Source organism: Alkalihalobacillus bogoriensis ATCC BAA-922, from assembly GCF_000621445.1.
Classification (GTDB): Bacteria; Bacillota; Bacilli; order Bacillales; family Bacillaceae_F; genus Bacillus_AO; species Bacillus_AO bogoriense.
In genome coordinates, this window is record NZ_KK211279.1 from 350531 (window position 1) to 370922 (window position 20392).

Annotated in this window: 17 protein-coding genes; 4 read left to right on the forward strand and 13 right to left on the reverse strand. The window is 37.3% G+C overall.

The window, feature by feature from the left end:
- Positions 1-82: 82 nt before the first annotated feature.
- Positions 83-544 (forward strand): hypothetical protein, encoded by a 462-nt coding sequence (locus T323_RS0122715; RefSeq protein ID WP_026675327.1) that lies wholly within the window; start codon positions 83-85, stop codon positions 542-544.
- 121 nt (positions 545-665) lie between these two features.
- Here T323_RS0122715 and T323_RS0122720 read toward each other — a convergent pair whose 3' ends face one another.
- The 3 genes from T323_RS0122720 to T323_RS0122730 form a co-directional block, all read right to left on the reverse strand.
- Positions 666-1874, reverse strand: a complete 1209-nt coding sequence (locus T323_RS0122720; RefSeq protein ID WP_026675328.1) for a class I SAM-dependent methyltransferase — start codon at positions 1872-1874, stop codon at positions 666-668.
- 208 nt (positions 1875-2082) lie between these two features.
- On the reverse strand, positions 2083-3168 hold the full coding sequence (locus tag T323_RS0122725; protein ID WP_026675329.1) for a hypothetical protein: 1086 nt from the start codon (positions 3166-3168) through the stop codon (positions 2083-2085).
- A 595-nt stretch (positions 3169-3763) separates the two neighbouring features.
- The gene (locus T323_RS0122730; protein WP_026675330.1) at positions 3764-3982 is read right to left on the reverse strand and encodes a YczO family protein; all 219 of its coding nucleotides are present in this window, start codon (positions 3980-3982) and stop codon (positions 3764-3766) included.
- A gap of 445 nt (positions 3983-4427) precedes the next feature.
- Between T323_RS0122730 and T323_RS0122735 the strand changes: the two genes are divergently transcribed.
- Both T323_RS0122735 and T323_RS0122740 read left to right on the forward strand, forming a co-directional pair.
- Entirely contained in the window at positions 4428-6008 is a 1581-nt protein-coding gene (locus T323_RS0122735; protein ID WP_026675331.1) for an esterase/lipase family protein, read from the forward strand.
- 184 nt (positions 6009-6192) lie between these two features.
- Entirely contained in the window at positions 6193-7101 is a 909-nt protein-coding gene (locus T323_RS0122740; RefSeq protein WP_026675332.1) for a DMT family transporter, read from the forward strand.
- A gap of 372 nt (positions 7102-7473) precedes the next feature.
- Here T323_RS0122740 and T323_RS27510 read toward each other — a convergent pair whose 3' ends face one another.
- A complete protein-coding gene (locus T323_RS27510; protein ID WP_035179636.1) occupies positions 7474-7761 on the reverse strand; it encodes a hypothetical protein in 288 nt (95 codons plus the stop codon).
- A 657-nt stretch (positions 7762-8418) separates the two neighbouring features.
- On the opposite strand from T323_RS27510, the gene T323_RS0122755 reads away from it, so the two are divergent.
- Positions 8419-9357 (forward strand): YndJ family transporter, encoded by a 939-nt coding sequence (locus T323_RS0122755; RefSeq protein WP_026675334.1) that lies wholly within the window; start codon positions 8419-8421, stop codon positions 9355-9357.
- Positions 9358-9498: 141 nt separating this feature from the next.
- Here T323_RS0122755 and T323_RS0122760 read toward each other — a convergent pair whose 3' ends face one another.
- The 9 genes from T323_RS0122760 to T323_RS0122800 form a co-directional block, all read right to left on the reverse strand.
- Complete coding sequence (locus T323_RS0122760) at positions 9499-11223, reverse strand: glycoside hydrolase family 35 protein (protein ID WP_026675335.1); 1725 nt, start codon at positions 11221-11223, stop codon at positions 9499-9501.
- A gap of 60 nt (positions 11224-11283) precedes the next feature.
- Complete coding sequence (locus T323_RS0122765) at positions 11284-12411, reverse strand: glycoside hydrolase family 88 protein (protein WP_026675336.1); 1128 nt, start codon at positions 12409-12411, stop codon at positions 11284-11286.
- Positions 12412-12415: 4 nt separating this feature from the next.
- Complete coding sequence (locus tag T323_RS0122770) at positions 12416-14245, reverse strand: heparinase II/III family protein (protein WP_026675337.1); 1830 nt, start codon at positions 14243-14245, stop codon at positions 12416-12418.
- 33 nt (positions 14246-14278) lie between these two features.
- Positions 14279-16138, reverse strand: coding sequence for a DUF2264 domain-containing protein (locus T323_RS0122775; protein ID WP_026675338.1), 1860 nt, complete (start codon positions 16136-16138; stop codon positions 14279-14281).
- Between the two features lie 15 nt (positions 16139-16153).
- A complete protein-coding gene (locus tag T323_RS27515) occupies positions 16154-16792 on the reverse strand; it encodes a YesL family protein (RefSeq protein WP_051556685.1) in 639 nt (212 codons plus the stop codon).
- Between the two features lie 101 nt (positions 16793-16893).
- A complete protein-coding gene (locus T323_RS0122785; RefSeq protein WP_026675339.1) occupies positions 16894-17724 on the reverse strand; it encodes a carbohydrate ABC transporter permease in 831 nt (276 codons plus the stop codon).
- Positions 17721-18737 (reverse strand): carbohydrate ABC transporter permease, encoded by a 1017-nt coding sequence (locus T323_RS27520; protein WP_051556686.1) that lies wholly within the window; start codon positions 18735-18737, stop codon positions 17721-17723. Before T323_RS27520 ends, T323_RS0122785 begins: the two co-directional genes overlap by 4 nt.
- Before the next feature lie 120 nt (positions 18738-18857).
- Positions 18858-19733, reverse strand: coding sequence for a type 2 periplasmic-binding domain-containing protein (locus T323_RS0122795; RefSeq protein WP_026675340.1), 876 nt, complete (start codon positions 19731-19733; stop codon positions 18858-18860).
- An 11-nt stretch (positions 19734-19744) separates the two neighbouring features.
- Entirely contained in the window at positions 19745-20293 is a 549-nt protein-coding gene (locus T323_RS0122800; RefSeq protein WP_026675341.1) for an ABC transporter substrate-binding protein, read from the reverse strand.
- Between the last annotated feature and the right edge of the window lie 99 nt (positions 20294-20392).

The window sequence follows — 20392 nt, forward strand, 5'->3', positions numbered from 1 at the left end:
AAAGTAGCCCAAAAGGATTTTTTTTAGCACAGTAAGCAATACGTTTTATATTTCATAAAAAAAACGAACAAAAGGAGTCAACATGAACAACATCAAAGATTTATCTGCTAAAGAAATCCGAAACAAATACTACTCACTCATATACACTTCTAGAAGGATTTTTCATGAAAAACAAAAAATAGACTCTTTTTTAGAAAACTCCTTACTTATGTGCGCGTTTATCTTACTCTGGTTATGGATGGGCTTTATTCTTCTCTTCTTTATCTGGATTGCACCTAGAGAAGGATTTCAGCTGTTTTTGATTGGTGGAATACCATTAGCCATTCTTCTTTTAATAACAAGATATTATAAAAAGCAAAGTCTTAGGAAGAGACAACAAATAAATCAACTTCGTTATAAAATAGACTCTTTTAGAGCGAAACTAAAAAAAGCGAAAAAACCTATTCCAGATTATCCTTTTTCAGATGTTTTTGATGGCACCTATTTTGAACATGATGGAACCTATCCCTTCGATGAATACACCTATTATCCATTTGAAGATTAACAACAAAAAAATGCCTTTTTTAAGACTTTAAAGGCATTTTTTATGGAATTAACACCAACTTATACGTAAATTAATACAACACTATTATTTTTATAAAATTTACTGTGTTTTGATATTATCTCTACAAGAAGTCCTCTTTAATGTCTCTATCTACCACTGTTGTATACTGAAAAACTTCTCCATTATCTCTGAACTGTTTTATAATGTCTCTTAATCGATTTTCAGCTTCTACTCTTGAACTTAATGGGAATACCATCAGGTTTCTGTAACCCATATTTCCGTAACCATAAACTAAGAGGCACTCTTCATTTGTCCAAATTTCAAACCTCATTTTATACCATTCATGGTTATGGAAGTTTAGTAATGTACCATTTATTAATTTTTTCCCCTGTTTATTATTAAACACAATTTCAGCCGATACACTTTTTAATTCTTCTCCATATTTTAATTCCATACTAGTATTTTTTAAGTATAGTTTTCGAATCCCCTCAACAGTGTCAATATTCTCATTTTTTTTGCCTGCTAATAATGTCGGACTTTTTAAGTGCTGACCATTTTCATGGAATTCAATAAAGCTCGATTGTTCCCAATCCATGTGTAAGTTAGCTTTTCGTAAGAGATTTGCCCATTGACCGACTGCGGCAGGGTTTTCTAAACGTTCTGCAAAAACATATGAACCATTAGTAGCTAATAATTTCTCAATCACCTTTAAATAGTTATGATCCCCTTTATCTAGATTTGTAGATAAATACCCTTCCAACGACCAGTATTTAGGTACTGATATAGTTCCCATTATTTCATGTAGAACCCTCACAGATGTCACAATATCAAATGAACCATTTTCAAAGTGGCTATTTAAATCATTAAAATCCATTAACATGAAAATTACATTTTTTAAATTTAATTTTTTTGCCAGTTCTTCTGCGCACTTTATACCGGATTCTGATTTATCAACACCTATAACCTGACAATGCGGGAATAATACACCATAAAAACAGGTTATAATTCCGTTATCACAACCGATATCTAATAATTTTCTTGGACTTAATTCTTTAAAATTGAAGAACCAGTTACAATATTTCATATAAAAGTCCGCTAGCATTTTTGCTACAGTTAAACTGAAATCTAAATTTTGATTTTTTACAGTGTATACTTCTCCCTCTTTATTTCCCTCTCGATGTTTTATTATAGTTAGGAATTCATTTGCCAATGTGGGATTATGCTCTACAAGTTCCTTACAAAAACTATCATAATCAATGCTTGCCTTAAGGTTTAATTTAAGGAAATAATCTTTAACAGACTCTTCTATTTTTTCTGCTCCAATATCCATTTCACACACTCCTCACACCTTACTAAATCTTATGATATGACTTTAAAATAACTAATACAATAGGATATAAATGGGAAGCATCTGTTTAAAGATCCATCGTCATTTACTGTTATTATTAACTCCTTCTTTATAATACAGAAAAACGGTCCCATCTTCTCACTAATCGAAAGAAGCATCAGAACCGTCTCCACCATCGCTTATAGCACCTTTACAAAAACTTATCTTTCTTTATTCTCAACGGAATAATTAAGTTTGATAATAATAGTTTAAACCGAGCATAATTAAAATCCTCACCATTCTTCAACGACCGCACTAGCTCTTGAATGGTCACCCAATCTTTTCTTAATCCTCTTGGAATTTGCTCTTGTTTATGTCGAACAGCTTGTAATGTTTCGAGATGTCTCTCTAGTATCGATTCTAGCGTTAATTCTTCTGTTGCATACTTTATCAGTTGTGAGCGCTTTGCTGAATCAATCACTTGCTTTTGTCGTTGTAACAGTGGCAACTCGAGCTCTATATGTTTTAAGATTTCATCATCTTTGATAACATCTATCTCATCCAACTCTTCCTGTTCAGTCTGTCCTTCTTTTATAAGCAACTGTACTAATTCTGTTTTATCGGATTCGTTTAATTGTTGAAAATATGCGCTTTGCTCCTCATTTAAACTTTCAATAGCCTTTTTCCTTTTCAGTCGCTCCATTTCCATTCTTTTTTCATAACGTCGTTTACTCTCATACTCGTCCAAAAGCCGGTCCAGTTTATGGATTTGTAAATCAGTTAACGGCAGTTCCAAAGCTAATTGTTTCGCAAATAAATCCGGTACCTCAAATCCTTTTGGGATTTTTCTCGTATAAAAGTCTCTATGATAGAATTTGGTTAAAATTTCATCACGTTCTAAATCAATATGATAAATTCCCTTTTTCACATCTTTTATAATTTGGGGTGACAAACTAATATGCTTTTCTAAGCAATTTACGCCTAATTTACGAGTTTCTTTAGTTTTCGAGTTTTTTAATATATATTGATATCGGAGTCTTGCACCACAATCACATTTAAATGGCCTTTTCATATAGCCGCCATCTTTCACATCGATTAAAATCCAGTCCGCGATTTTCGATTCGATTTCTTCTAATGACATCGTCGCGTTGATCATGATGCCTTTGGATTTTGCTAGAACCTCAAGCCATTTACTCTTTTTCTTTTGCTTAATATTCTCTTCAATAAATTCTCGTTGCGATTGATTTAGTAACGACATATAGTTATTCACTTCTTCTTGTGTTAAAACTACTTCCATACTAATCACCAACCTCAATCGATATTTTTCGCTAGTCTCACTCGTGTTTGTATATCCTGGCCGTTTATGTATTTATATATTTATTTATGTTCTTTACGCAAGAAATCCTTCTATAATTATGGCAATTATAGAAGGATTTTAATCAAATACTTTATCTTTATCTTTTTTTATTGTCGCCTTTTTCATAATTTACTATTATTTAGTTTACTATCATTTATACCTAAATTTACTGGTACCATACTTGTCCGACTGTTTATTTGTAGTTTACTATTTACTGTATTTTTGGTATAAAAGTGAAACAAGTGGCATAATGCTAAATAAAGAGGGGAACTTTTAGTCATCCGTTTCATTCATCCCGAACGTTTCCATCACGATTACAAACTACGACTTCATCATTAATAAACTCCCCGACAATACTCTCTGAACTGTTTTACAGTGCATAAAGATCACTCCCACGACTCCATTGCATTAGATTCTCTACTGATACATCATAAAATTTTTTCAGCAAAACTGACAGAATTTCAACCCAGGCAGCTTAGCAACGATATAGTATTTTCCTTGGATGTTCTATAGGTAAAAAAAAGGAAGCTAGACTTTATTTGTATTTCTGCTCGCTTGAAGAATCACTTTTCGTTTTATGCTTTTCCTTCTCTTCCCGTTTCTCAATTTTTAAGTCTTCCATTGGAATCGGGTCAACCGTTTGTTGACTTTCAAACTTATCAAATAAGCTCTCTTTTTCTGTAGGATACTGCTCTGGGTGGTCTAGTTTCTTTTTGTCACTATTGTTTTTTACTTCATCTTTTTTAGAACTCATCTAATCACCTCTATTCTTTGTATACCTCCTTGAGTGGAAATAAAACATATAAGAAAACGCGGAGCGTCTTTTCTTTCAAGCGAAGTGCAGAGCCCTGCCCGCTTTTGAAAGTGAACCCCAAGTGCTCTTCTTGGGGTGAAACGCGCAGGTGCGCAGCCTTCGCTCTTCTTGAAAAAGCTTTCAAAGCTTCACTGCTATACCAAAATTTATCTTATCTTTTAAAGAAAAACGCGGAGGCGTCGCTCTTCTTAGAACAAGGCGACAAGCCTCAACTAACTATCATTTTCATTTGTGAAAACTAGTTTACAAATTCTTTAAATGCCTCTGGAAGGATTCTCCTAAACCAGTTCGAATAACATTCCATAGTACGTTACGAAGAGAAACGTACGAGTCTATAGAAAGGAGCACATTTCGATTCCAAAAACTAAATAATAGAGGTGAAAACATGTTATTTAAAAAGAAGGTTCCTATTTTAACTGTCGTTGTTACTTTGTTCATGACACTACTGTTTCAAACTGTCGGTTTTAGTAGATCCCTTTTTGAAGAAACATTCAATGGAGAGGGAATAAATAACCCGGGTACTATTCACATCGGTACCTTACCAGCAAAACCTGATCCTAACAAACCCGTTCTTGTCTTTGTCCAAGGGTTAACAAATAACTCCACAATATGGTACGAAGAAAATAATATGTATAGCTTAGCGCAGCAACAAGGATTTGAAACAACTTTTGTAGAGCTTTATGATTCAGCTGGAACACCAAAAAGCTACTGGGACAATGGAGCCTTATTAGCCGATCAGCTCGAGCAAATTTCCGAATATTTCGGTGGCAAGAAATTAGTCATTGTAGGATACAGTAAAGGTGGTGTCGACGCACAGGTCGCCTTAATTCACGAAGGGAAACACCATCTCGTCTCGGACGTTGTAACGATCGGTTCGCCTCACTGGGGAAGTGAGCTTGCCGACTTAGCTAACAGTTCTAGCCTCGGATGGCTGGCTGCTTTAATAGGTCAAGACAATGAAGGAACGCAAAGCTTGCAAACTGGAGTAATGAATCACTTTAGAGCAATGACAGATAGCAAGTGGCAAGTCCAACAAAATAGGTACTACAGTATTGCTGGGAATCGTGCTGGACCATTCTTTAGTAATTACTGGTTTGGAGGTACCATTATCCCTGGAGCAAGTGACGGTGTTGTCTCTGTTGCCAGTACACGTCTACCATACGCCGAAGAACTGGCTGTTCGGAACTGGAATCACGGAGAAGTTCGCCATGGCTCTAATGCTTTCCCTCTATTTAACAATAAAGTCCAAATCTCTAAGCCGATGGAAGCTGTAGCTCTACACGATTTCTCCGAGCGCACAAATCAAGAAGAACTCGATCTCCTAGTGAGAGGCGGAGCTCAAGACGGTTTTGCAGAAGAGACATTTTATGTAGAAAATGACGTAAAGAAGATTACGATCAACTGGATGAGCGCCACGGAGTTTGATTCGGTCGAACTCATCCGTCCAGGAAAAAAGGAAAGAAAAACATATAACGTCAAAAGCGTACAGGATACAGAATTTTTTCAAGGAGCATGGCACCATGTCTTAGAAATTGACAATCCTAAAAAAGGGGAATGGAAAATCCGTACTCATACAGAGGAAAAATCCGCCTATGCCTTGCTCGTAAGCTTTGATTCAAAATTAAACAAGCAAATCAAATTCAAGGAAGACGGCAACAAAAAAAATTGGAAATATGTTGCCGACATCGGACCAGGAAACAGTCGTGGAAACACGCCATTTACATTATTTTATGACATTCATTTCGTCCCTGAGAAAGGAAATGCCAACAAAAAAATCGGCCATCGCATGAGAGATTACAGACAATCGAAAAGGAATAATGAAAACAATCAAATTGTTATCCCTTACAGTGAAGAAGGTTCATATAACATGACTGTCGACATCGAAGGCGTCACACCAACTGGAGATAGATTCCAACGTACGGTAATTAAGTCTGTTTATATCGATGACAAAGGAAATGCTTATTAAATTATAATGTTAAGAATCTCGTAAAAAATGTGCCTGATCCCAAGCGCTGTAAAGTATTACACGCATCAGAGGTCAGGTACTTTTTTCATGTTCCGAATTGAATCAATCTTTCTTTTATTACTTTCCGTTTGATATGTAGTATACTCTGTTTTGTGTTTCAATTTGAACAAGAAGGAAGTGCGACATGACCGCTGAGAAATTTTTTACAAGCAAATGGGGAATTTTAATTGCAGCAGGAGGAGCTACCTTTTTATGGGGCAGTGCTTTCCCAGTACTTAAGCTGAGCTATGAGCTTTTAGACATCCATCCACATGAAATTGGGGAGCAAATATTATTTGCAGGTTATCGCTTTTTCCTTGCCGCTCTCCTTGTCTTGCTTTTTTTATACATAACGAAAAGAAAACTAGATTTTCAAAAAGGACAATTGCAAACCATCGCTTCTATAGGTTTTTTTCAAACCTTTTTACAATACATATTATTTTACATAGGATTAAGCCTAAGTACAGGTATTCAAGGATCAATCATTGCAGGAACAACATCTTTTTTTCAAATAATTCTTGCCCACTATATGTATAAAGATGACCTGATTAATTGGAGAAAAGTGTTTGGATTATTAATTGGCTTTATAGGGGTCATTTTCGTTAATATTACACAAGGTGCATTAACATTAAATATAGGGATTGGTGAGATTTTATTATTACTCGCGATGATCTCCGCAGCTTTTGGCAATATTCTAGCCAAAAATGGTACGACTAAAATGGATGTTGCAAACCTTACTTCATATCAAATGCTAGTAGGAGCAGTAGGATTATTACTTATCGGCATAGTTTCAGTTGGCTTCTTTCCTTTTACGTTTACGATTCAGTCTTTCATGATGCTATTGTATTTAGCATTACTATCAGCCGTCGGATTCATCTTATGGAATAATATTATGAAATACAATAAGGTGGGGAAGGTGTCGGTTTTCCTTTTTTTAATCCCAGTCTTTGGCGTATTTCTATCTAGTCTATTACTACAAGAGCCCATTCATCTCTTTGTCCTTGCTGGACTAGTTTTTGTTGCTACTGGTATTATCATTGTCAACCGAAAGTAACGAGGACAACTTAGGTTGTCCTCAGACTGTTTACACAACGACATGCTATAGTCACAGAGTTTCCCTGTAAGTTTCATGAACCCTTGAATGTTCCCATTTAAACCATACTCATGCAGTTTAGTAAGAGATAATTCAGGTGAGTTGTTTTGTTTTGTTTTGTTTTGTTAGTCTATATCTTCACTTTAGTTTTTTCCCTTACATCAAGTAGTGTTTTTAACAACCTAGAGTTCATATTTTCATAAAGAAACTAATTAAAGTAACCTTTATTTGTTAATCGAAAAGAAAAAAGAGCAGAACTACTGCTTTCTGCTCTCTACCACAATAGCGCCCAATTACAGAAGATTATTGCCCCTTTTAGAATTGATTATCATCTTAAAAAACAGTGATAATTTCAATCTTATTTTGTTTAATAAGCTTTGCTAGAGTAACTCCATCTATTTTTGTAATATTTATTATATCTTGATGGGACTCACCATAACACTCTGCTACCTTTATTCTTCCTTCCCATACAGCCCTTCCTTCTACGGAACGAGAAATAAAATACTCTTTTCCCTTATAAACAAATTCAATTTCCCTACCTTGTTCCAAATAAAATAAAAAGTGTTCATAACTAATAACTTCACCCATTGAAACATCATCAAAATTCCTTTGATTATCCATAAAAACACCCCTCTTTAATGCCCACTCCTCACACCATTGGTCCAAGTATGCCTGTGTGGAAATTTAAAATTTCCAGCATGTCGAAAATCTATATCCACATCTGCTTTCCCATTCTTGTCATAATATCTTCTTTGCTTTACGCCTTTACTATCCTTTAAATCCTTTGAAGACAAGGCTTTGCCTGTTGTAGGTAAAGAAGATTTTGTAGAGGTGGATTGAGATGAATGATTTTCTGTTTTCGCTCCATCTTTTTTAGCTTTTTCATATGCTCTCTCAGCAAAATATGCTGCTACTTTATTATAAAGCCAAGACCCTTCTTGATAATAGAAAAAATAGAGCAAAAGAATTAATAGCGGTTTTCGATAATTATCTTAATCTCAACCGTAAAAAAGCTAACCCACAAATCGTGAGGGATTCAATGTGGTAAGCAATTTTTTAACCATAGCCTTGCTCAATTCACCAATAGTTTTTATATAAATTGTTTTAAATTTTTATCCCATCAATTGTGACCATAAAAATAACCTATAACCTCATGGAAATGTTTCGATACTTTATCCCCATCCTGACCGAACGTAGGTGAATTCTTTCAGATGAAACTATTCATTTCGTCCTAACTCTGCTAGACTAATGCTAAGTTGAACGAAAGGACCTACCACTATGAAACATCCATTTTTCCCGACTATTATTGGAGCAATCATTTGTTTTGTCATCTTCACCATTGATTATTTCCAATTCAGCTTAATAGAGAAATTTTTAGTGTTTGCCATTTTTGTGATTTTGCCGCTTATTATTCTCTTAATTGAAAACAAAGACCAAACAGCCATTCAAACAAAGATTTATACTTTGATTAAGGTTTTTCATTTCCCAGCAGCCCTTCTATCTTTAGCTTCGCTTATGAGCAACAAAACATGGGAAGTGGGCAATAGCGTTATTTCAGGGACTTTGTCTCTTGCGTGGCTGCTTTTTACTTTTCTGCTTGCTTTATGTGGTGTGCTTTTAATAATAGAGAAAAAAGAAAAGATAGAAGAAATCGCAATCGGTGCGGGATTAATTTATTTTTTTATTGGAGGGATTTGGTTTACTCTTTACCAATTTCAACTAACCTTTTTACAAGTTGACCCTACAGTAAGTGCTTTAAGCTCGGTTCATTTTCATTTTTCTTCTGCTATTGTTCCTATTTTTATTGGAATGCTAGGACGGATTATGGTTATAAAAAGTTGGTATCACTGGTTAGTTATTGTGGATATAATCGGACCGATATTGATTGCGATTGGGATTGTTGTTTCTAAGCCATTGGAAATGATAGGGGTAAGTATCTTTGCCTTTAATATTTTCATTTATTGCACCTATTTGCTGTTGAAAATGAGAAAGAACATGGAGAGAAGTTATGGTAATTTATTTCTAACGCTTTCCTGCCTTGCTTTTTACAGTATCATTGTCATATCGATTTGTTATCCGATAGCAAAACTATTTTTCTCCATAACGATTATGGATATGATTCCTATTTACGGGACACTACATGCGTTTGGATTTGTATTGTTTGGATTATTAGGGTGGATTTTAGTAAGGGAATATAAACATAAACGAGCGAATTAAACATAACCAAACTAATACATGTATTTTATTCAATGTTTAAAACTCAAAATAAAAAAGGGTAAATAGCCTCGTGCTATCACCCTTTTTTATTGATTTTACTAACGCTCCTTAGCGAAATCGTATCCGCACGAAAAAGAAGTCCTACCCTAACTTCGGTTCATCCACCAACTGAACAATATTTGCCTCTGCATGCTCCAATTCCAACACTGTAATTACATTATCTTTTTCCTTTAATAATGGCCCAGGCAAATACAGCCGTTGTTGTGGCCCTGCTGTTGTCCAGTAACGCCCTAAGTTAAATCCATTAATAAAGACATTTCCTTTCGTAAATCCATCGAGGTCTACAAATGTATCACTCACTTCATTAGCATCAAAGCTTCCTTGAAAGAACTTCGGATAGCGAGTGTCTTTGCCACCATCATAACGAGTTGGTAAAACATCTAATTCGATACAATGCATTGTCCAATGGAACCAATATTGTTCGCCTAACCAAAGGTTGTTCACTATGCCTTTTTTATCAGTTAAATGTTTTCCATAGTTGGCGCGTCCCATATTTTCAACAAGAATCTCTAACGTGTTCACTTCATTTGGAAAATCAATGACGACCTGCTCAGCTTCATTATTTATATAAACGGTCGTTTGGAACTGGCCATTTACATATATGTATGCCCGATCACGGATTGGTTCTGTATCTAGTTTTAGCTGTCCTGTTCGGTTTACTTTAGTCGAATAAAGAATATAACCGTATGATTGTCCTGCTTCTTCCATGCTTAGTGGGACGAGATGTTCTTTTCTTTTACTTATGTCTTGTAATGTATCAAATAAGCTCACAGATTCAGTTAACGTTATCGCACCGTAACTTTTTCTCGGTATTTCATTTTCTATATCTTCTGGTACTTCTTTATATTTCTTCAGCACTTCTTTCACTTGTTTGTATTTTTCCGTGATTTCCCCACTTTCAGATAACAAGCTGTCATAATCATAGCTCGTTATCGTAGGATAGTATTTGTCGTAATGGTTGGCGCCGTTCATAAAGCCGAAGTTCGTTCCACCATGAAACATATAAAAGTTCACCGAGCTTTTTAGCGTTAATAAATCTTCAAAATGTTTCGCTGCATCCTTTGGGTCTCTTGTTACATGTTTCCCTTCCCAATGGTCGAACCAGCCAATCCAATATTCGGCTACCATCTTCGGAGATCCCGGCTTAAATGTTTCTAACGTCGTAAAGGATTCTTCCGCTCTGGAGCCAAAATTCAGTGTTGTTGTGACATCTGGCAATGAGCCTTGTTCAATGAAATGAGGTCCATCTGAAGTGAAAAGGAATGTGTCTAGGCCGTGCTTTTGATATTGCTCTTTAAAAAAGTTCAAATAATTGTGGTCATTTCCATAGGCTCCGTACTCATTTTCGATTTGCATCGCAATGACTGGACCACCGTGTTTGCTTAAATGCTTCTCAATTTTCGGGAGCAACACATCATAATAATCTGCCACGTGTTGCAAAAAAGCCGGCTGACTCGAGCGAAGGATGATGTCCTTTTCGGCTAGTAACCATGCTGGTAACCCTCCCATTTCCCATTCCGCACAAATATAGGGAGATGGACGAACTATAACATATAAGTCAAGGGCTTGGGCTGTCTGAATGAAACGTTCAATATCAGCCATTCCTGAGAAATGGAACTGTCCTTTTTTCGGCTCATGGAAATTCCACGGCACATACGTTTCCACTGTATTTAACCCCATTGCCTTTAGCTTTCGTAATCGGTCTTCCCAGTATTGTGGCACGACACGGAAATAGTGAATCGCGCCTGACAATACTTGAAATGGCTTTCCATCTAACAGAAATTCTCCATTGTCTGCTTTTAACATTATGTAACCTCCCGCTGCATTCTCTCGCGTATTTTCGTTTTCATTCAGACTTCGTTTTCCTTACCAAAACAATTGTGTTTCCCCTTTTAACTTTGCCATGCCTTCAACAAAGAAATAATCTCCGTAAATAAGCGGCTTTTCTAATCCTTTTTGTTCTGGATAATGACTTGTTCCAGCAAGAATTAGCCCATCTTCTTGTTCATCATCCCATGCCCCGTAATTTTCATATAAGGACTGCAAAATATTCACGCCGGCTTTTCTATAGATGTCTGACTCTGTTGATGGGACGCTTTCTGCTAATAATAACAGACCTGATGCTGCGATTGCACCTGCAGACGAGTCACGATACGGTTTTACCTCATCAGGAATGCGAAAATCCCAATGTGGGACATAATCTTCCGGTAAATTAGCGATAAAAAAGTGGGCTACTTTTTTGGCAGTTCGTAAATATTTCACTTCTTTCGTATATTGATAGCATAATGTTAACCCGTAAATCGCCCAAGCCGTTCCTCTCGACCAAGCTGAGTGCGGACTATAACCTTGCCCCCCAATAAATTCCCGCCGTTCTCCAGTGTCTGGATCAAAGTGAACGATATGATGAACTGAACCGTCTTCTTCAACAAAATGATTTACGATTGTATCCGCATGCTTCATGGCAACAGCTTTATATCGCGGATCACCTGTTTCTTCAGAGGCCCAGAATAATAACGATAAGTTCATCGCACAATCAATAATCGCATACCCTCTATTATCATCCCCTTCAAACCAAGGATTCCACGCGCGAATAAAGTTACCATTAGCATTAAAGCGTCCCATTAGTAAGTTAGCGGCTAAGAGTGCCCGACGTCTTGAATCTTCCTCTCCAAGGATCTTCCATCTTGCCACACTTGTGAGTGTCCACATAAAGCCAATATCATGATCCAAACGATAGAAATCAGAGATGACTTTATCTAATTGACGTTCGCAATCTTCTGCCATCTGACGCAGCGCTTCATCTTTCGTATGACGATACACTAACCATAATTGCCCAGGCCAAAAACCCGCTGTCCACCAATGCGGGTGAGCCAACTCATAGTTCCCATCTTTACTTATATGTGGAAAGTTAGCCCCAATCTTTTTACTCGTTCTATTCAACTTTTTTAAAATATCATTCCAAGCTTCCTCTACCCATTTTTGTTCCTGTACCATTCTCTCACCCTTTCTCTACAAATTGAAATGTAAATTCAGCGGTACACTTTTTATCTAGTAGCTTTACACTAAAATCAAGGGCAATAAACTCTTGTACTTCGCCATGATGATTGGAAAATGTCATATTCTTTTGGCTAAACTGTAGTTTTTCTTTTTGATAGTAGATTTTGAGCTTTTTCTTTCCTTTCCCTTGGAGAATCAATCCTTCTTTATTTTCTTCTATCATGACCATTGGTGTAATAAAACGTTCTATAATGGACGTTGGCATTTCAGTAAATGTGTACGAGTCTTTGAGATGAAGAGAAGGAAGGCCCTGTTTTTTCCACGTGAACATTCTCTTTAGATGTTGTAAGTTCTTTACGTCGTATGCACGGGTTAAATCGATGATCACCTGTTCCATTTCTGTCTTTTCTTCTGTCTCTACTTTAAATTCAGTTGCTACAAAATACGCTCCGTCTTTCTGAGATTGCCCATTAATCACCGGAACCGAATGACCTTCAGAGCTGTTACAAACAAACTCATATCGCTTCTTGCCGAAATACTCTTTCGTATACTCCCCACTACCAAGGTCTTGTAAAAACACTTCATCATCCCCGAAAAGAATGAAATGACCGACATCATTATGATTATGCGGTTCTGCATTATGACCACCTTTTGTAGCAAAAGCATACGTTTGTTTTTCATGTGAGACGCGAGAAATGAACCATTGTGCTTCAGGTAAATAATACGTACCCTTTTTCCACGGATTCCCCTTTTCATCAGAAACCCACACTAAATTCCGTATCGCTGGTGCCCATCTACTGCAATGATCATCGGGATAGCTAGCGCCAATTTTCTCCTCTGGGATTTGAACATCTGGATATACTCGGTGTAAATAATGACTCAGACCTAAAAAAACAGTGGAGGTCGGCATGGAATCTGAAAAATTCACAATACGATTGTCAGCTAAGAAACTTTTTTGTTCAAACATGGCAATCTGATGGACTTTTTCAGACTGAAATAAATCGAGTTTCCCCGTCGTTTTCTGCTTAAGTAAATCCGCAAAATACACGAAATAGCCGAATCCATATTGCCAATAACCGTATCCTTCTAAACAAGCCCCATCATCATAAAATCCTTTCAAGTAATACTCTAATGCTCGTAAAACTCTTTCTAGCATACTAGCTAATTCTTCATTATCTTGGATTAAATACATCGCCGCTGCTCCAATTGAGCCTGCACAAACAGATGACCAGTTATGTGTCGCTGTTTCCCAATGAAAGCTCTGTTGCTGAAACGGCCAAAATACGCGTCTGAATACTTCTTCCTTTATTCTACGACCAACAATCGGATCGATGAGATGCTCTGTTAAATAATAAATTTCACTTAAAGCAAAAGCGGTTTCTGCAGCAAACAAATCAATCGAATGAAATACTCCCTCGTGACTAAGCGAGAATTGTACCTCTTTTGCTTTTTCCCATTCTCCTAAATGTGCAGGCAAACACCATGTATATTCATCACAAATCGACCAAATCGTGTTGTGCAATGCTTTTCGATACATCTGATTTTCTGGCTCTAATAACGTCATAATCGCAAATGTATTTAAACGCCTTCGTTTTGAAAAATACACACGTTCATATTGTAAACGCGACCCATTTTCAAAAAAAGTCGCAAATAAAGAATAACGAAGCATCGGCTCTGTTTCATTTACTAGTTTCTCAGCTTCCAACTTTACTTCTTCCACAAAAGCAGAAGGATTATTATTTAGCTTTTGAAACCACTTCGTTTGTTCATCCCTACTAGAAAACAAGAAATGAGTAGACGTGAGCAATGAACGAATCTGTCTTTGATTCATCGAATAACTCCTTTGCTTTACTCTCTCGCTCTTTCACGTAAAGTCTTGTTGAAAAAGAATACGATGATCTGCGGAATAAATCGATAGCTTATTTCCATCCATTTTTAAAAATGGTCTTTCGGTAGCACTGTCTGTTTCTCGCTCCATCTTCGGTTCACCGTAAACGGCCGTTGCGAGTATGTGTTGACCGTTACCGAAAGATGCTTTCACCGTTGGAATGACAGTGCGTGAATGAAGAATGTTTGTATTCGTATTAGGATGGACTAAAAGTGGCGTTCCTTTTTCTGTTAAATCCACAATTCCGCTTTTCCCTAGCGGTGTTTTTACGAAAGCACAATGAGCGTCTTTCTTTTCATGAACCTCACCTTCTCGGAAACGTTCACTTGTTTTTCCTAATGCAAATCCACCATCGGCCACCTCTAACTCCCGCTTTGTTTCAATATGATGAACACGCACATGCCACGGCAGTCCAGCTATAATCCATGTTCGGATGACAACATCGGACCACGGTTTCCATTTTGTGTAAAGGATATCGTCGTTTAGCTGATATTCTTCCGCTTTTCTTTTCACTCGAAATAACCCGTCCCCCTCACTAACCGCAAGCATCGAGTCAAATGCCCCTTGACCAAGACCCCATTCCGCTCTCGGCACACTAAAACCGAAAAAGGTAGAGTACACAAACTTCTCATACTTTGCTGATGTATGTGTGTGATCATTTGTAAACGGGTGACCTGAATTAAAAGCAGCAACATGACCTGTTTCCTCTTGCCGGCAGACAACGAGATGTGCTGGTTTCTGAACAGACATCGGTTGTAAACGAGGAAGTTCTTGTTCTTCCGCTTGCCAAAAGGGATGATGGTCATCAAGTGCTAAAATAAGAAAGGTTTTTAATCCCCAATACGGAGAACCTGGGGAATTATAATTTTCTGCCATGACTAAATTCGGATAAGCGTAACCAATACTTAACGTACCATCTTGATGAAAAATCGGTTGTGACAACCACCAGCGAAGATTCTTTAAAATGATGCCTTTCATTTCACCATATGAAAACTCCTCCACTTCAGCAAACACCATTGCACTCCAAAATGATGATTGTGCAAAACGGTACGTAAGACTTCTTCCATACGGTAATGCAGATCCATCGTTACTGAACCAGTAAATGAAATGACGAGCAAACACAGAAGCTCGTTTTTTGTATAGGTTTGAGCGTTCTGGGTCATCTTGCTCCATTACTTTCGCATACAGCAAACAATAATAATGAATCGCAAAAGAAGTATAATAATCACAATGGCCATTGATGCCATCTGAATACCAACCATCAGAAAGATAGAATGCCTCGATTCTATTTAAATTCTCGTCTATCTTAGCTTTATCATATGGAGCTCCAACCGTTTTCAACCCAAGATTGACAAGGACAGCAAACAACAACCAGTTACAATCATGAGCTTTACAGTCATTAATTTGCGATACCCAGTTTACAAGATTTCTTTTTTCTTCTGCTGAAAGTGGAGCATAGATTTTTTCCGGAATAAGCGCTAATGCATACCCATACACGGCCATCTCGACGATTCGTTGATCATAATGATGAATCGTCCCCCAATATTCTTCATGGTTCGGATTCGTTCCATTAATAATCCCTTGATACATCGTGTCCCAAGTTGGATCGTCTCCCCCACCTGCAACATATGGAACGATTCCCCATAATAATCTCGAGAACCCTTCCATTTCCGCAATTGAGTCAGGATAGGAAGCACTCGTATTTCCAATATGAATATGGGCGGATGTTTCATGCAAGCTATTTATTACGGGTTCACAAATTTGCTCGATGGCTCGTTGCACATCTTGTTTTGACTTTAATGGATTGTTATATATTGATAGAGTAAAGTTTTTCATTAGTATCCTCCCCGTTTATGTCTCCACTGCTACTCTTTCGTTTGCGTTTTTCTTTTCTACTTTTTCAAACACAACATAGGCAAAGCGCATAATAAGTAAACTTAAGAAACTACCTGAAAAGAAGAGAAAGAGTACAGGAAAGAATAATGTAGCGTAAACGATAACAAACGTACTAAAGCCAATATAAACCGCATGGTGTGGGTACGACAAACTAATAATAAAGGCGTACTTTACATAATGTATCGCTTTAATATCGTAGTGAACATAGACAGGAATAATAAAGGAAGCAACCATACAATAAACAAGCGCTATCGCCATAGTGAAGTAAAAAAACATCGCACCGACTTGACTGTTCATGTCGATGAAAAATAAAAGATTCCAATAGATGATTACACCGACAAGCATCATCAGCATTCCAGCTATATTCGTTTTCATAAAATGCCTTTTATAGTGGCTCCAAAATGTGCGGAAAATCGCAATCTCGGTTTCCCCTTTTATCCATTGGCGGACAACCGCAAACATCGCAACCGTTGCAGGGAAGAAACCAAATATGACCAGCCCTAGTATCGTTATTGCGATCCATAACAAATTGACATACGCTAACCGCATCACCCACACCGCCATTTTATAGACGAGCGAATCCATCGTGAACATATTCTCACTCCTTCCATGACATCCCTTCATTTCTTCTACTTTTCATTTACGAAAAGTTCTTCCTACGATAAAGGTAATTTCTTTGTATTGAGATTTCATATTTAGTTTTTCACCGCACCCGCAATTCCTTCAATAAAGTAGCGCTGCATAATAATAAAGATAATCATGACAGGCAATAGTGCAATCGTTGCTCCAGCTGCCATGCCTGAGAAATCTGTTGCATACGTTCCAACAAAGCTTTGCATCCCTACCGCTAGTGTTCTAATTTCAGGTCTACTAATCGATAGAACAAGAGGAACTAAGAACGAACTCCACGTCCAAATAAATTGCATAATTGCTGTCGTTGCCACAATTGGCATACTTAGCGGTAACATCACTTTCGTAAATACGGTTAAAAACCCCGCTCCATCCATTTCAGCTGCTTCCTCGAGCTCTTTTGGTATATTAGCAAAGAAGGAGGCAAACATTAAGATGAACAGCACATGGGCTCCAGACGATTCCGCGACAATCATCCCTAGAAGGGAATCTTGTAATCCCATGAAACTAATAATTTTAAATAATGGAATAATCGTATAGCCTTTCGGGATAAACATAATCGCCACAACGATAATTAAAATCGTTTTTCGACCTGGAAAATCAATTCTACCTAATGCATACCCTGTTAATGACGACAAAAAGATAACAATCAAAACCGTAGAAATCGTAAAGATAACGGTATTCACAAAATACCCCGAGAAGTTCGCTGTTTCCCACGCTCTATAGTAGTTTCCCCATTGCGGTGTTTCTGGAAATAGCGATGTACCACTTGTTAAAAATTCTCGATTCGTTTTTAACGAAGAGAAGATCATCCATATAAATGGATAAATCCAAATGATACCGAAAAAGATTAAACCGATATGAATCATCAGGCGTGATAATTTCGTCGTTATCATTTTTTCACACCACCTTTAGGGTCTACTTTTACTTTTTGCTTCATTAAATTTTTCCCGAATGCTGCTGCCCCAAATGCCGTACTAATAATAAATGTAAATAATCCTAACAACACACCCGCTGCCGAAGCATACCCCATCCGAGTCGATGTCCCTCCAAGTTGACTAGAAAAAGCATAATTGTAAATAAATAAATCAAGCGTTTCTGTCGCAAAGTTCGGCCCACCATCTGTTAATGTTTTGACTAAGTCAAACGCATTAATGCCGCTAACTAATGACAATAAGACAATCACCATAAGCATTGGCTTTAATAATGGTAATGTCACATGTCTTAATGTCTTCCAAAACCCAGCTCCATCTAACTGAGCAGATTCATACAAATCATGTGGAATCGATTGAAGACCTGCAAGCCAATAGACCATGTTAATCCCAAGACCTTTCCATGACCCGACTACAATTAAAATCATCATCGCTAAACTAGCCTCTGTCAGCCATGTAATGGGTGTTGTAATAATATTAAATTGCATCAACACTTGGTTAACAAGACCTCTAACTCCAAATAGATTACTCATAATAATTCCAACAATCGCTGTTGTCGTAACAACAGGTAAAAAGTAAATGACTCTGTAAATCCCTCGTCCTTTAAGCTTGGCATCATTTAATATAATCGCTAATATCAATGCAACCCCAACACCTAGTACTGTTGTTCCTACAATATAATAGATAGAAACAAGTAAGGAATTCCAAAAGCGACCTGATTGAAGCAGTTGAACATAGTTTCCTAGTCCAACAAAATGATTTAACGGACCAATTCCAGACCAATCATAAAAAGAATAGACGTAACTCATCACAATCGGATAAGCCGAGAATATAAAAAATACAATAATTTGCGGAGCAAGAAAAATATAAGCCCAAATCGCTTTGTTTCTTTTTAAACGATTTCTTGAAAGCTTTTCTTTTTTCTGTGGGATATTTTTAGGGACAGGTTCAGAATCCGGTCGTATATTACTAGACATCTTACATCACCCTTTCTAGGAGGAATTGAGAACAATAGAAACAGATAAAAGAGTGCACAAGTCACTATCGTCTTTCCAATAACAAAACGATAGTGACCAATGTGCTCCTCTCTATGCAGACTATCTTAATTCGTCATACATATCATTTGTAAATGGGACAAACGGCTCCCAGTTCGGGTAAATGTAATCGTCTTGAGATACCTCGCTATTTTCTTCTAATACTTCAAAGAAAGCATCTGAATAGGCTTGATTTAATTTCTCTAACTCTGCTTCAAGATCAGTAATGTTTCCTGTTAAATAACCAACAATCGCATCACCAATGCCAGGCACTTCCAATTTCGCTACAACATCTCGTTCAAATTGAATCGTTGCTGGATTTAATTCACCAGGCTTCGGTACAGGGATTACTAACTGTTCTTGTAACTCGCTAATATCTGCTGCTTGTTCAAATGGCGGATTCCCTTCAACATTCATTTTGGCCGGGATTCCCGCTCCCGTATTGACGTATACTTCTCTATGGAAATGCTCAATCGCATATTCTAAGAATATTTTGACTTCTTCCCAGTGTTCTGTATTATTACTCACTTGGATACTACTTGCTTCTGAGCCAGCCCGATAATAGTAAGGCTTTCCATCTTTCGTAGGAAGTGGTGCTACACCCCAGTTTTCAAAATCATTTTCAATTGATAATTGGCGACCAACCCAGTCCCCACTAAATAAGAAAGCAGAGCCTCCAATGGCAAATATCGCTTCTGCTTCTCCTAAGCCAATTTCCACACTTTCAGGTGCCATAATCCCCTTATCTAACATATCTTTTAACCAATAGGCAGACTCTAGTTTCCCTTGTGTGTACAACGTCGGAACACCTTTTGTAAAGTCATGTCGCCAAGGAGTTTCCGGACTAATCGCCGTCCCCATCATCGAAACTAATTGGTCATTGGCCCAACCTGGGTTATTCCAAACTAAAGGATAAATCGCCCCACCTGACTTTTCCAAAATCTCATAACCTAATGTTTCAAACTCATCCCATGAATAGGAATATCATCTTCTGTTAACCCTAGTTCTTCAAACACATCTTTATTGTAATAAGCCATCATCGCTTTACTTCGCGGTGAAGCTAACGGAAAACCATAAACAGACCCATCAGAAGTCGTTCCATTTTCAAAGAATGTCCCTTCATGAAACAATGCTCTCACTTCATCCGTAAACACTTCATCTAAGTTTTTCACTGCATCAACGGCAATTAGTTCTTTTAACTCGACTGTATTCGTCCATAGATCAGGCAGTTGGTCTTCTGATAATGCCGTACGCAATTGCGTTTCCGCTGTTCCACTTGGTGTTTCCTGCCAATCTATCTTAATATTGGGATGTTCCTCTTCAAAGGCAGTAATGAATGCTTCTAACCCTCCACGAAGCTCCGCATATCGATTCCAAAATGTTAACGTGACAACGTCGCCATCATCATCTGTCGTATTAGCACTTTCATTTTGACAAGCACCAAGTAGTAAGCCAAACATTAATAAACCAACAAATAACAAATAACTTCTCTTTTTCATCCTTCTTCCCCTCACTTTATAAATAGTTATTAGACCTCTCTTACGTAACTACTTACAAGCCCCCCTTAAGTAATTATTTTTATATACATTCTAGAATCA

What these genes read in the sequence shown, in the direction of transcription:
- T323_RS0122715 (WP_026675327.1), top strand. Translation starts at nt 83, where the DNA reads ATGAACAACATCAAAGATTTATCTGCTAAAGAAATCCGAAACAAATAC.
- T323_RS0122720 (WP_026675328.1), bottom strand. Translation starts at nt 1,874, where the DNA reads ATGGATATTGGAGCAGAAAAAATAGAAGAGTCTGTTAAAGATTATTTC.
- T323_RS0122725 (WP_026675329.1), bottom strand. Translation starts at nt 3,168, where the DNA reads ATGGAAGTAGTTTTAACACAAGAAGAAGTGAATAACTATATGTCGTTA.
- T323_RS0122730 (WP_026675330.1), bottom strand. Translation starts at nt 3,982, where the DNA reads ATGAGTTCTAAAAAAGATGAAGTAAAAAACAATAGTGACAAAAAGAAA.
- T323_RS0122735 (WP_026675331.1), top strand. Translation starts at nt 4,428, where the DNA reads ATGTTATTTAAAAAGAAGGTTCCTATTTTAACTGTCGTTGTTACTTTG.
- T323_RS0122740 (WP_026675332.1), top strand. Translation starts at nt 6,193, where the DNA reads ATGACCGCTGAGAAATTTTTTACAAGCAAATGGGGAATTTTAATTGCA.
- T323_RS27510 (WP_035179636.1), bottom strand. Translation starts at nt 7,761, where the DNA reads ATGGATAATCAAAGGAATTTTGATGATGTTTCAATGGGTGAAGTTATT.
- T323_RS0122755 (WP_026675334.1), top strand. Translation starts at nt 8,419, where the DNA reads ATGAAACATCCATTTTTCCCGACTATTATTGGAGCAATCATTTGTTTT.
- T323_RS0122760 (WP_026675335.1), bottom strand. Translation starts at nt 11,223, where the DNA reads ATGTTAAAAGCAGACAATGGAGAATTTCTGTTAGATGGAAAGCCATTT.
- T323_RS0122765 (WP_026675336.1), bottom strand. Translation starts at nt 12,411, where the DNA reads ATGGTACAGGAACAAAAATGGGTAGAGGAAGCTTGGAATGATATTTTA.
- T323_RS0122770 (WP_026675337.1), bottom strand. Translation starts at nt 14,245, where the DNA reads ATGAATCAAAGACAGATTCGTTCATTGCTCACGTCTACTCATTTCTTG.
- T323_RS0122775 (WP_026675338.1), bottom strand. Translation starts at nt 16,138, where the DNA reads ATGAAAAACTTTACTCTATCAATATATAACAATCCATTAAAGTCAAAA.
- T323_RS27515 (WP_051556685.1), bottom strand. Translation starts at nt 16,792, where the DNA reads ATGTTCACGATGGATTCGCTCGTCTATAAAATGGCGGTGTGGGTGATG.
- T323_RS0122785 (WP_026675339.1), bottom strand. Translation starts at nt 17,724, where the DNA reads ATGATAACGACGAAATTATCACGCCTGATGATTCATATCGGTTTAATC.
- T323_RS27520 (WP_051556686.1), bottom strand. Translation starts at nt 18,737, where the DNA reads ATGTCTAGTAATATACGACCGGATTCTGAACCTGTCCCTAAAAATATC.
- T323_RS0122800 (WP_026675341.1), bottom strand. Translation starts at nt 20,293, where the DNA reads ATGAAAAAGAGAAGTTATTTGTTATTTGTTGGTTTATTAATGTTTGGC.